The 13098-nt window shown below is 47.5% G+C and carries 12 protein-coding genes and 1 riboswitch; of the genes, 10 read left to right on the plus strand and 2 right to left on the minus strand.

Annotated elements, in window-relative coordinates:
* The first annotated feature begins 54 nt into the window (after positions 1–54).
* The 7 genes from SporoP33_RS10300 (at position 55) to SporoP33_RS10330 (ending at position 7322) form a co-directional block, all read left to right on the plus strand.
* A complete protein-coding gene (locus SporoP33_RS10300; RefSeq protein ID WP_081243615.1) occupies positions 55–534 on the plus strand; it encodes a DsrE/DsrF/DrsH-like family protein in 480 nt (159 codons plus the stop codon).
* Between the two features lie 45 nt (positions 535–579).
* A complete protein-coding gene (locus SporoP33_RS10305) occupies positions 580–1158 on the plus strand; it encodes a sulfurtransferase TusA family protein (RefSeq protein ID WP_081243616.1) in 579 nt (192 codons plus the stop codon).
* Positions 1155–2276 carry an MBL fold metallo-hydrolase gene (locus SporoP33_RS10310; RefSeq protein ID WP_081243617.1) on the plus strand — a complete coding sequence of 374 codons (1122 nt, stop codon included), beginning with the start codon at positions 1155–1157 and terminating at the stop codon, positions 2274–2276. The genes SporoP33_RS10305 and SporoP33_RS10310 overlap by 4 nt, the downstream gene beginning before the upstream one ends.
* Positions 2277–2356: 80 nt before the next feature.
* Positions 2357–2584 carry a sulfurtransferase TusA family protein gene (locus SporoP33_RS10315; protein ID WP_081243618.1) on the plus strand — a complete coding sequence of 76 codons (228 nt, stop codon included), beginning with the start codon at positions 2357–2359 and terminating at the stop codon, positions 2582–2584.
* 57 nt (positions 2585–2641) lie between these two features.
* Positions 2642–3418 carry a sulfite exporter TauE/SafE family protein gene (locus tag SporoP33_RS10320; RefSeq protein ID WP_081243619.1) on the plus strand — a complete coding sequence of 259 codons (777 nt, stop codon included), beginning with the start codon at positions 2642–2644 and terminating at the stop codon, positions 3416–3418.
* A gap of 1288 nt (positions 3419–4706) precedes the next feature.
* Positions 4707–4877, plus strand: a complete 171-nt coding sequence (locus tag SporoP33_RS16000; protein ID WP_155961332.1) for a hypothetical protein — start codon at positions 4707–4709, stop codon at positions 4875–4877.
* 666 nt (positions 4878–5543) lie between these two features.
* A riboswitch (SAM riboswitch) is annotated at positions 5544–5647 on the plus strand.
* Between the two features lie 394 nt (positions 5648–6041).
* Complete coding sequence (locus SporoP33_RS10330; RefSeq protein WP_081243621.1) at positions 6042–7322, plus strand: O-acetylhomoserine aminocarboxypropyltransferase/cysteine synthase family protein; 1281 nt, start codon at positions 6042–6044, stop codon at positions 7320–7322.
* 44 nt (positions 7323–7366) lie between these two features.
* Here SporoP33_RS10330 and SporoP33_RS10335 read toward each other — a convergent pair whose 3' ends face one another.
* A complete protein-coding gene (locus SporoP33_RS10335) occupies positions 7367–8857 on the minus strand; it encodes a glycine betaine uptake BCCT transporter (protein WP_081243622.1) in 1491 nt (496 codons plus the stop codon).
* Between the two features lie 290 nt (positions 8858–9147).
* Between SporoP33_RS10335 and SporoP33_RS16260 the strand changes: the two genes are divergently transcribed.
* On the plus strand, positions 9148–9324 hold the full coding sequence (locus SporoP33_RS16260) for a hypothetical protein (RefSeq protein WP_099662767.1): 177 nt from the start codon (positions 9148–9150) through the stop codon (positions 9322–9324).
* Between the two features lie 171 nt (positions 9325–9495).
* Here SporoP33_RS16260 and SporoP33_RS10340 read toward each other — a convergent pair whose 3' ends face one another.
* Positions 9496–9684, minus strand: coding sequence for a hypothetical protein (locus tag SporoP33_RS10340; RefSeq protein ID WP_081243623.1), 189 nt, complete (start codon positions 9682–9684; stop codon positions 9496–9498).
* Between the two features lie 294 nt (positions 9685–9978).
* Here SporoP33_RS10340 and SporoP33_RS10345 point away from each other — a divergent pair, with 294 nt between their 5' ends.
* Both SporoP33_RS10345 and SporoP33_RS10350 read left to right on the plus strand, forming a co-directional pair.
* Positions 9979–10668, plus strand: a complete 690-nt coding sequence (locus SporoP33_RS10345) for a response regulator transcription factor (RefSeq protein ID WP_081243624.1) — start codon at positions 9979–9981, stop codon at positions 10666–10668.
* A gap of 156 nt (positions 10669–10824) precedes the next feature.
* Positions 10825–13017, plus strand: a complete 2193-nt coding sequence (locus SporoP33_RS10350; RefSeq protein WP_196796767.1) for a sensor histidine kinase — start codon at positions 10825–10827, stop codon at positions 13015–13017.
* The last annotated feature ends 81 nt before the right edge of the window (positions 13018–13098 follow it).

The following is a 13098-nucleotide window of genomic DNA, read 5'->3' on the forward strand; positions in this document are numbered from 1 at the left end:
AATATACCCCCGTAGGTATATAGAGCAAAGATAACTACAGAAGGGAACGAGAACATGTCAGAACAAAAGAAGACAACGATTGTGTTATTCAGCGGAGATTATGATAAAGCGATGGCTGCATACATTATCGCGAACGGCGCAGCAGCTTATGACCACGAAGTAACGATTTTCCATACATTTTGGGGCTTGAATGCATTGCGCAAAGATGAACCGATTAAAAGCAATAAGAGTTTTATTGAGAAGGCATTTGGAAAAATGATGCCGCGCGGGGCCGACAAAATGGGACTTTCCAATATGAATTTCGCAGGTATGGGTCCTAAAATGATCAAACAGGTCATGAAAAAGCATAATGCAATGACGCTGCCGCAGTTAATTGAAATGGCGATCGAACAGGATGTAAAACTGATTGCCTGTACGATGACGATGGATTTGCTTGGACTTGGACAAGACGAACTGCTTACAGAAGTGGAATACGGCGGTGTGGCGGCTTACTTAGGTGAAGCGCAGGATGGTCAAGTCAATTTATTCATTTAATTTTTTTAATAAAATAAATACCCCGCGGGGTACCGGAGGGATACGATGATTAAAACAGACAAAGTATTGGATGCAAAGGGACTTGCCTGTCCGATGCCAATTGTGAAGACGAGAAAGGTCATGAAGGATTTGGAAGGCGGCCAAGTGCTCGAAGTCCAGTCAACGGATTCAGGAACAGCCGCAGACTTACAGGCATGGGCAGAAAGTACGGGACACCAGTATGTTGGGAACGTGCAGGAAGCAGGCGTATGGCGCCACTTTTTGCGAAAAGCAGGACAGGAAGATCAGCTGCAAACTGAGTACCCAGTTACGGTGGGAAATGATCAGCTGCTGGAACATTTGAAGAATCCCGACGCCGTACTGATTGACGTTCGGGAGGAAGCTGAATATGCTTTCTCTCACATACCCGGGGCCCTATCGATACCGCTTGGCGAGCTGGAAGAGAGAATGACCTATCTAAGTAAAGACAGTAAGTTGTTTATCGTCTGCAGAACGGGTAACCGCAGTGATATGGCTTGCCGAAAATTAGCCGCTGCCGGATACGAATGTGTCACGAATGTGATTCCCGGCATGTCTGAATGGAAAGGTGAAACAGAAAATACAACGGGGGGTATGGATAAATGAGAACCATTCAATCGAGTGAAGTTGCGAAAAAAGTGATTGCGAAGGAACCGCTATTCATTCTGGATGTCCGGAATACAGATGCATTCGAGGATTGGAAGATTGAAGGAGAACAAGTGCGCCACTTGAACGTGCCCTATTTTGAATTACTGGACGGTATCGAAGAGATTGCGGACCAGCTGCCAAAAGATGAAGAGATTTTAGTTGTCTGTGCAAAAGAAGGTTCGTCCGTCATGGTAGCAGAAATTCTTCAGGAAGAAGGATACAACGCGGGGTATTTGGAAGGCGGGATGAAAGCTTGGAGCGAGTACTTGGAGCCGGTGAAGATTGCTGATTTGAAATCAGGCGGCGAGCTCTATCAATTTGTCCGTCTCGGTAAAGGGTGTCTGTCTTACATGGTCATTTCCGGCGGAGAAGCAGCCATTATTGATGCAACACGCATGACAGACGTTTTCATAGATTTTGCCGAACAAAAAGGCGTTAAAATAACCCATGTACTGGATACACATCTGCACGCGGATCATATTTCCGGCGGCCGTCATATAGCACAAGCTGCGGGCGCTGTGTATTGGCTGCCGCCAAAAGACGCAGAAGAAGTGATATTTGAATATGCTGCATTAGAAGGCGGCACATCGATTCAGATCGGCGAAACGAACATCGATATCCAAGCGCTTTATTCTCCCGGACACACAATCGGTTCGACTTCATTCATTGTAGATGACAGCTATTTGATGACGGGAGATATCCTGTTCATCGATTCTATAGGCCGTCCTGATTTGGCTGGATTGGCAGACGACTGGGTGGGAGATCTGCGCGAATCTTTGTATAGCCGCTATCAAAAGTTGTCAGAAGATCTGACGGTGCTGCCCGCTCACTTCATGATTATCGAAGAGTTGAATGAGGACGGCAGTGTTGCTGAGAAGCTCGGTGTATTATATGAGCGTAACCACGGGTTGAATATTGAAGACGAAGAGCAGTTCAGAGAACTCGTGACAGGCGACTTGCCTCCGCAGCCAAATGCTTATCAGGAAATCCGCCAGACGAATATGGGTAAGATTCAGCCGGATGAAGAGACGCAGCGTGAAATGGAAATCGGTCCGAACCGCTGTGCAGTACGATAATCCGCTGATTAGTATAACGATGATACTTTCTTCTGAGACAGACTGCACTATAAAAACACAAATAAAAGGAGAAGATAGATATGAATTCAACAAAATTTTTAGACGCTAAAGGCCTGGCATGCCCAATGCCAATCGTACGTGCGAGGAAAGCAATGAAAGATCTGCAGATGGGAGATATCCTGGAAATTCATACAACTGACAAAGGTTCGGTGGCCGATCTGACAGCGTGGGCTGCGGCAGGCAATCACGAAATAAAGGATCAGAAGCAAGAGTCTGATATCTTTAAGTTCTGGATTCAAAAAGGGTAAACTTAAAACAGAGGGAATGATTACCTCCCTCTTTCATAAGGGAGAAGGGAGGACATCATGACTATTTCATTTATTATCACTATCTTCCTCATCGGATTCGTCGGCTCGTTTCTTTCAGGCATGATGGGAATCGGCGGCGCAATAGTCAAGTACCCCATGCTGCTGTTTATCCCGGCGCTGTTGGGATTCACCGCATTTACACCGCACGAGGTATCGGGGATCACTGCAGTGGAAGTATTCTTCGCTTCGCTTTCGGGCGTCTGGGCATACCGCAAAAGCAATCTGATTTTGAAGCCGCTTGTTCTGTATATGGGAATCAGCGTCCTGGCCGGCAGTGCGCTCGGAGGATTAGGCTCCAGTCTGTTATCGGAAGCTGCCGTGAATATCGTCTACGGTGTTCTCGCGGTAATGGCGGCAATCATGATGTTTGTTCCGAAAAAGGGGCTAGATGATATACCGATTGAAGATATTACATTTAATCGTTTGGTCGCTTCCGGTGCGGCGTTCATTGTTGGTCTCGCGGCAGGAATTGTCGGGGCTGGCGGGGCTTTCATTATGGTGCCGGTCATGCTGGTGATCTTAAAGATCCCGACGCGCGTCACAATTGCCACGTCACTGGCCATTACGCTGCTGTCATCAGTCGGGTCTGCCAGCGGGAAGCTGTTCACGGGGCAGGTGCCGTATGGTCCCGCGCTTGTGATGATCGCCGCCAGTGTCATTGCTGCTCCAATCGGTGTAAAAGCGAGCCGCAAAGTCAACACGAAAGTACTGCAAGGCATCCTCGCAGTGTTGATTGTTATTTCTGCTGTGAAGATTTGGTGGGATATCTTTTAGTAGGGCCTATAATGAAAGTGCAAGCGCCGGAGCATGGGACAACACCCCTGCTCCGGTGCTTTTCTTTTTGTGCGTAATAACTGGATTACAGCGGTTGCCGTCATTGTTATAAGAGAAGCAAGACGTCATTGAAGTCACTGCGGCGCTGGCGGATGGCTACGCAATGAGCCAGACAGGGAAGGGCATCCTGTCAGTCTCATCACTTCGCCGACCGCTTGTAAGGCGCCTCCGTTTAGTTAGGGGGAATCACTTTGGCTTCTGGTTTTGGAAAGGTGATGGGCAAATGCTGTGCAGGCGGTTTTGGTTTTTGTGCATCATAACTGGGTTACACCAGTTGCCATCTTTGTAGCAGAAGAAGGGGAACGTCATTGAAGTCACTGCGGCGCTTGCGGATGGCTTCCGCAATGAGCCAGACAGGAAGTGCGCCTGTCAGTCTCATCGCTACGCCTACCGCTTGTAAGGCGCCTCCGTTCAGTTAGGAGAAAGCGAAAAATGACACGTCTTTTGCCAAAGCGTACATCAGTCATCTAGTAGTCGCTGAACTTCTTCTCTTTTAAAAGAGTACTTAGTTTGCTTCCACTAAGCAGTGCAGGCACAACTGCGGGGTCGGCCGAAGTCATGAGCCAGCTGGCGCGCTCTTCGCCAGCTGGCTCATGACGTAAGGCAATCCCCCACGTGCCGGCGCGGGTCCTAAAAGCGGACACTTACTAACTTCAATCCACGACAACGAGTCGAGCTACGATCCCAAAACAGAGACAGAACGGCATTGTACCCACTGCGGCGCTTGCGGATGGCTACGCAATGAGCCAGACAGGAAGATCGCCTGGCTGTCTCATCACTTCGCCGACCGCTTGTAAGGCGCCTTCGTTTAGTTAGGGGGAAGCAAAACATGACACGTCATTTGCCAAAGCATACGCTAGTCGTCTAGTAGTCACTGCACTTCTTCTCTTTTAAAAGAGTACTCGGTTTGCCTCCACTCAGCAGCGCAGGCACAACTGCGGGGTCGGCCGAAGTCATGAGACAACTGGCACGCACTATCGCCAGCTGGCTCATGACGAAAGGCAATCCCCCACGTGCCTGCGCGGGTCCTAAGAGCAGACACTTGCTGACTTCAATCCCCGACAACCGATCGAGCTACGACCACAAAACTAGAGACAGAACGGCATTGAACTCACTGCGGCGCTGGCGGATGGCTACGCAATGAGCCAGACAGGAAGACCGCCTGTCTGGCTCATCGCTACGCCTACCGCTTGTAAAGCGCCACCGTTCAGTGAGGGGGAAGCAGAATATGACACGTCTTTTGCCAAAGCATACGCCAGTCGGCAACCAGTCACTGCACTTCTTCTCTTATAAAAAAGTAACCTGGCTTGCTCCCACACAGCAGCGCAGGTACAACTGCGGGGTCGGCCGAAGTCAGGAGACAACTGGCACGCACTTCGCCAGCTGGCTCATGACGTAAGGCAATCCCCCACGTGCCTGCGCGGGTCCTAAGAGCAGACACTTGCTGACTTCAATCCCCGACAACCGATCGAGCTACGACCACAAAACTAGAGACAGAACGGCATTGAACTCACTGCGGCGCTGGCGGATGGCTACGCAATGAGCCAGACAGGAAGACCGCCTGGCTGTCTCATCACTTCGCCTACCGCTTGTAAGGTGCCTTCGTTCAGTTAGGGGAAGCAGAATATGACACTTCATTTGCCAAAGCAAACACCAGTCGGCAACGAGTCAATGCATTTCTTCTCTTTTAAACAACAACCTGGCTTGCTTCCACTCAGCAGCGCAGGCACAACTGCGGGGTCGGCCGAAGTCATGAGACAACTGGCGCGTTCTATCGCCAGCTGGCTCATGACGAAAGGCAATCCCCCACGTGCCTGCGCGGGTCCAAAAAGTGGACACTCACTAACTGCAAACCCCAACAAACAGTCGAGCAACGACCCAAACCAGTGCAAAAACAAACTACCCCCGGCAGAACACTTCCCCAGGAAACAAAGAACAGCATAACTCGCCTTGCCCCTGGCCTAAAGAAAATAACGCTACTTTCTAAACATTCCATCAATAGTTCCTTGCAATAGCATCCGAATAGCTTTATACTATTTTTCAAGATGGAAAACGAATAGACGTACTCTTATCAAGAGCGGCGGAGGGATTAGGCCCTATGATGCCCGGCAACCGGCGAAAGCAAAGGTGCTACTTCCTACAAACTCCCAGCAGTTTGGAAGATAAGGAGAAATGAGCGAAAGCATAGCCCTCTTCTTATTACGGAAGAAGGGCTTTTTGTATACCCGGGAGTGCTGCGCGCGTCCTCCAACGCCTGCCGCAGCCGGATGCCCTCTTACGCTTTTCAGTGTCCAGCTTCAGAGGGCAGCTGCTCGGGACGTTTCGGACTGACCGCAAAGGAGAAGAGCGCTCCTTTTAGTTCAGACCTCCAACGCCTGCCGCAGCTGGATGCCCTCTTACGCTTTTCAGTGTCCAGCTTCAGAGGGCAGCTGCTCGGGGCGTTTCGGACTGACTGCAAAGGAGAAGAGCGCTCCTTTGAGTTCAGACCTCCAACGCCTGCCGCAGCTAAACGCCCTCTTACGCTTTTCGGTGTTCCATCAATACATGAAAAAGGGGAATGGTTATGACGAATTTACAGCCGGAAACGATATTATTACATGGAGGACAGAAGCCGGATCCTGACACAGGCTCACGTGCTTTGCCGATTCATCGTACGACCTCTTATGTATTCAAAGACACGGAACATGCACAGAATTTATTTGCTCTGAAAGAGGCGGGCAATATTTATACGCGTATCACTAATCCGACAGTGGCGGTATTTGAAGAGCGTGTGGCACAGCTTGAAGGCGGAACGGCAGCAGTGGCGCTGTCTTCGGGAATGGCGGCGATTGCTTTTTCCATTATGAATATTGCAGGAGCAGGCGATGAAATCGTTGCAGCAAGCAATCTGTACGGAGGTACATACAATTTATTCGTTGTCACATTACCGCGTTATGGTATTACAGTGAAGTTTGTAGATTCATCGGATCCGAAGAATTTTGAAGCAGCCATTACAGATAAAACGAAAGCGTTGTTCGCAGAAACGATCGGTAACCCGAGCCTGCAGGTCCTCGATGTAGAAGCGGTTGCGAACATCGCGCATGAGCACGGAATTCCATTGCTTGTGGATAATACGTTCCCCTCTCCTTATGGATCCAATCCCATTGAGTACGGGGCGGACGTAGTCATCCACTCGGCAACGAAATGGATTGGCGGACATGGTACAACAATCGGCGGCGTGGCGGTCGATGCAGGGAAATTTGACTGGACGCAAGGGAAGTTCCCAGGCTTCACGGAGCCAGATGAATCCTATCATGGCCTGCGCTACGGAATCGATACTGCGGCAGCTGCATTCGCGACAAAGCTGCGTGTGCAATTGCTGAGAGACTTCGGCCCATGTCTCGCGCCTGACAGTGCATTTAACTTGCTGCAAGGACTGGAGACGCTTCACTTGCGTGTGCCGCGCCACAATGAAAATGCGCAAAAGGTTGCTGCGTTCCTGAAAGATCATCCGGCAGTAGAATGGGTGACATATACAGGGCTTGAAGACCATCCGACAGCAGAACTGGCGAATAAGCACTTGAAGAACGGCTACGGTTCGATCATCATTTTCGGCATCAAAGGCGGCCGCGATGCAGGAAGACAAGTCATCGATAACGTGGAAATCTGGTCCCATGTCGCGAACGTAGGGGATGCAAAATCGTTAATCATTCACCCTGCTTCTACTACCCATCAGCAGCTGTCTGCAGAAGACTTGAAAAATTCCGGAGTCAGCGAAGAATTAATCCGCTTATCTGTCGGATTGGAATCGCCTGACGATATCATTGCAGATTTGAAACAAGCCATTGAAAAGGCAGTAAACTAACATAGAAAAGGAGCACCCTCGCATAAGCGGGGATGCTCCTTTTTTTACGGTCTGTGTATTCGTTTTCGCTCTTCTTTCAACGATTTTAACAGTGAGGTGACCATCATAATAAGTATGATGGAGAATGGCAAGGCAGCGATAATAATGACGTTTTGCAGTGCATTCAATCCGCCTACGTACAATAAAATGATCGCGATGGAAGATTGAATGACTCCCCAGATAATCTTCAAATTATTTGGCGGCGTCAATGAGCCGTGGGACGACTGCATGCCAAGTACAAACGTGGCGGAGTCTGCTGACGTGATGAAAAATGAAATGATCAGCAAAACCGCAATTACTGAAATGACAAATGACCAAGGCAAATCGCTGAACATCTCGAAAATCGTCAGCTCGGCTGCGGTAGAAGCCAGATCGATGATGCCTTCTCTTTGTGTTTCAATCGCTGTCGTACCAAACGCCGCGAACCAAATTGCGCTCAATACGGTCGGCACAACCAACACCCCGATCATGAATTCCCGAATGGTCCGGCCTTTTGATACGCGGGCAATGAACATGCCGACAAACGGCGACCAGGCGATCCACCAAGACCAATAGAATAGCGTCCAGTCATTCAGCCATGAACGGTTTTCGGGTGTCAATGGCGCAGTGCGGAAGCTCATACGGATCAGATGTTCCAAGTAGCCTCCAATAGAATCAGTAAACATATTGAATATCAATAGTGTGGGGCCTAGCGCGATGACGAAAATTAACAGTGCCAGTGCCAGAACCATGTTCGTATTGGATAAAATTTTGATTCCTTTACCAAGTCCGCTCCATGCGGAAATCAAAAATAGTACTGTTACAATCGCAATAATGACAAACTGTGACCAGAAGCCGATCGGGACACCAAATAAATAGTTCAATCCGGCGTTAATCTGAACAGCTCCAAATCCAAGCGATGTTGCTACGCCGAATACGGTAGCAAAAATTGAAAATATGTCTATCACTGTGCCCAGTTTTCCGTCTACACGATCGCCGAAAATCGGACGGAGTGTAGCAGAAATAAGACCGGGCTGTCCTTTACGGAACTGGAAGTATGCAAGAACCAAAGCCGTCATGCCGTAAATAGCCCACGCATGGAATCCCCAGTGGAAAAACGTTTCGCGCATGGCTTCTTTATAAGCAGCTTTCGTTTCCGGAGCCGTCGTCGCTGGATCTACAGCATAATGCGAGAGCGGTTCTGCTGCTCCGTAGAACACAAGTCCAATTCCCATACCGGCGGAAAACAGCATGGCAAGCCATGACAGCATTGAAAATTGCGGGCGGTCCTTATCTTTTCCTAAGCGAATTCGGCCAATAGGGCTGAATATCAAAAATACTGAAATGAAAAACAGTATAGAGACGGTCAGTAAATAATACCAGCCGAAAGAATTTGAAATGAAATCTTTTATGATAGATGTGACATTCTCAAAATGATCAGGCGCAATCACGCCGTACCCGACCGCGATGATGACAGCGGCGAGCGTTATATAAAATGTTATTGAAACTTTTCTCATAAATCCCCCTTATTTTGGATATAGATTCTTTTGCTGCAGTTAGCCAATTAGCGAAAAATTGCACATATACACTTTACAGTACCCGTTTGTTGATTAGATAAACATAAAAAGTAGTATAACTTTTTTATGGATGTCTTACAAATGAAAAGCGTAATTTTAAAAGGTTATTGGGTCATCTGTGTTATATTAAAACAAAGTTTTCTACTATCCGAGGATTATTCTTGGGCGAAAACGCAGAAAGTGAAGCCGTGCTATACTATAGAAACAATAGAAATGAGGAGGAGATTTTCATGCAATATTCACAACCTAAAATGCTTCAACTCGTTAAGCAGAGCCCCGAGTTAAACAGACAATTGAAAGCTATCATGAAAGAGCATGAACTTGAGAAGAGCTTTGCCTTAAAAGCGCTTTATCATGCAGAAGTAAAGGATGGCGGCAAGCACCAGCGGGCTTATCAGGACCTGTAAGTTCAATTATTCCATACTGTCTGCTTTTCATGCAGAAGTGCGGGGTGCCGAATGTAAATTATGTATAGAAAAAGAGCAGCCGCGCCGGCTGCTCTTTTTTTCGGCCGAATATAATCCGAAGTGACTTGAAATAACACCCTATATGTACAGAGTGCCAATCTATTCACCGTTTTAGGAAGGATTAACAGGATAGTCACCATCTGCTTGCGCATTTTTCTTATCCTTCTTCGAGTTCGCATTATGCTTCTTCGCTGCATCATTTTGTCCGATTACATCAAAATCATCCGGACTCAGATCATAGCCGTATCCGTACTCTTCGCGCATTTTTTCATTTTGTTTGTTTTTCTTTTTATTCGGCATGAATGTCACCTCCATTATGGAAGTGTGGCTTTTTTATTGGAGAATATACGCCGGGTATGAGCGCTTGCGAAGGTGCTATGATCGCTTCATTGGAAATAAGATCGGTTGCGGGACAGCTGTGATCGCCTCCAGGTTATGTATGAGCGGTTCCGGGATGATTTGAGCGGCTGCGGCGCTGTATTGAGCGCGGAGGATTCGTCCAGCAGCTTCTTAAGAATTTCTTCAGATTTATCCTCAAACTTTGTTAAGAGTTGGGTGATAGAATGTAGTTATTGATGAGGCGGGGTGAAGGATATGAAAGAGTTTACTGTTCTGGTTGCGGATGACGATAAGGAAATTCGTGAAGGAATTGAGATTTATTTGAAAAATGAAGGATATCATGTGCTGAAAGCGAAAGATGGTCAAGAAGCACTGGAGTTATTGACGTCCCATGATATCCATTTACTGATTTTAGATATTATGATGCCAAATATGGATGGGATCACGGCGACATTCAAAATACGGGAACTGCAAAATATCCCAATCATCATGTTGAGTGCAAAAGTGGAGGATTCAGATAAAATTCACGGGCTGTCGGTCGGCGCGGACGATTATGTGACGAAACCGTTTCATCCGCTTGAACTGATGGCGCGGGTAAAGTCGCAGCTTCGCAGGTATGTGCAGCTTGGGACATATGAAGGACAGAAAATCATTGAAGTCAACGGGCTCGTTCTGAATGAAGAAGAAAAAGAGCTGACGGTGGATGGGACACCGGTCCGGCTGACTCCGATTGAATTTAAAATCACAGAACTGTTGATGAAACATCCTGGCCGCGTATTTTCTATTAATGAAATTTATGAACGCGTATGGAATGAAGAAGCCTATAACGCAGAAAATATTGTGGCGGTGCACATCCGGAAAATCCGGGAGAAAATTGAGGCGGATCCTAAAAATCCCCGATATGTGAAGGTGGTGTGGGGCGTTGGCTACAAAATCGAGAAATAGAAACGGACTTTTCCTATCGCTCATTGCGATTGCGCTCGCACTGGGCAGTCTCGCATATTGCGCATCTTTTGCGGTCGACCTTTTCGTCAGTGGATGGGAACGGCTGAGCTTTGCTGCCGATTACTTCGGGAGAATCATCAGGGGAGGAGCTGTGTGATGAATAAACAGATAAAACTCGCCGTCTGGTCAGCGCTCGTAACGCTTGTGTTAATTGCACTGCCATCCGTCATTCATTATGCACCACAGCTTGTCGGCAAGTCATTTACAGACCAGCGTGACTTTAAATACAGAGTGCAACAAACATACGACAATCTGTCAGCAGCCGTACTGAATCCGCTTGATTTGGAAAAAGCCGAGAAAGAACTGCGTGTTTTTCCAGGCGAAATTGCGGAGCACCGGGAACGTTACGGCACGCTGACTGAGCAGCTGGACAATATCCAGCAACAATATGCGGACCGGATTACAGAGGCAAAAGACAGCGAAAATGAAACTTTGCTGCTGGCGCTCGTCAAAGAGCGAAATATGAAAATTGACGACATACAGAAGAACTTTGAAAGCGACAGTTATGTAGAAGATAAAATTCGGTCAGAAAAAGCTGCAAATCTGGCGCGCTTTATAAAAGAAACGAAAAATAACCTGGATATGAATTTGCCGATCTCCTATGACTTGGTTAACACGGAAACAGGAGAACGCTTTACTAAAGGTAATATTGAGAAAGCAGCGCTGTACCGGGAAGTCTTTGACGACGCCCGCGGTTATTTTAAGGCTGACTCCGCAGTCTATGACAACGGCTATTCTGACTATTCAATGGATGAAGAAACGTCATTCGACGGGGAAGCGAGTATCAGCAATCCGCCTGAATATTTTAAGGGCACCATCATAATCCCGTCAGACGCGGCAACCATTGGTGCACTTGCTCAGGAGAATGACGCTTTTATCCGCGGGAAATACATGCTCTATGCGCTGTGGATTGCGGGTGCCCTTGCATTGGCAGCATTATTGACCGTCATAAAGTTCCGGAAAGAGTGGGTCTTGAATGTTAGGTTTTCTGCTGTCTATGCACGATGGAAAGTGGATGTGAGAATCGCTCTCGTTCTATTGACGGGATTTGTCTTGGCCATCTATATACAATCTGCGGTTTATAGAGTGTTAAACCAATTCACTTATCTGACTTTAGGGGCAGCCGGTAATATGGTCGTCAGTTTCTTTCTGTTCGGCGTTCTGTTAACAGCATTGCTGGCATTTCAAACAGTACATGTAGTCGAGCTTTACAAGAAGACCAGTCAATGGGAAAACGCATGGCGTGAAAGCTTTGCATTGCAATTTGTGCGCGATGTTAAGGGGCTATTTGACAATCGGACAATCGGTGTGCAATTGCTTGTATTGCTGGTCATATTTTTTCTGGCAGGCATAGGCTTTGCAGGCGCCCTTTATGATTCCGCACTGATGCTTATTTATGTGTTTTGTGTACTGTTCGTGGCGTTGCCTGCATTATTTCTATTGGTCAAGAAGGCAGCGTACCTGAACAGAATTCTGGCCGCTACAAATGATATGGCAGCAGGCCACCTGACGCAGGAGATACCGGTAAGGGGAAAATCCCCGCTTGCAAAACACGCAGCGAACTTAAATAATTTGCGTGAAGGCGTCCGTGTATCGATCAATGAACAAGCGAAAAGTGAACGATTGAAGACGGAACTCATCACAAATGTCAGTCATGATTTGCGGACACCGCTCACTTCTATTATCACGTATACCGATTTATTAAAAGATGAAACCCTGTCGGCAGAAGAACGGGCAAAGTATGTCGGCATTCTGGATCAGAAATCCCAGCGTTTGAAAACACTTATCGAAGATTTGTTTGAAGTGTCGAAGATGGCAAGCGGTAATTTGGAAATGGTGAAACAGCGTGTCGATTTGAATCAGCTGATGCAGCAAGCGTTAGCAGAACATGCAGAAGAGTTTACGGAGCGGGACTTGCATGTTCGCGCAGCTTTGCCGGAAGCACCCGTCTTTGCGCAAGTGGACGGTCAAAAGTGGTGGCGCGTCCTTGATAATTTGCTCATCAATGTATGGAAGTATGCATTGCCCGGCACAAGAGTGTACCTCAACCTTCAGCAGATTGGCCCGAACGCACGGATAATCCTGAAGAATGTGGCGAAGTACGAGCTGGGTGACAATACCGATGAATTATTTGAGCGTTTCAAGCGAGGCGATGAATCAAGGCAGACGGAAGGCTCCGGCCTTGGTCTGGCTATCGCACAGTCTATTGTAGAACTGCATGGCGGCAAAATGGAAGTCGAGGTGGACGGTGATTTATTTAAAGTAGTAATAGACATCGCGGGTGACTAAATAGATATAACGCGTTATGGGATAAAATTCCTGTTTCGCGTTATTTTTTGACATTTTAGAGGAATCGGTTTTGTTTTTGAC

It is taken from the genome of Sporosarcina sp. P33, assembly GCF_002077155.1.
Lineage (GTDB): Bacteria > Bacillota > Bacilli > Bacillales_A > Planococcaceae > Sporosarcina.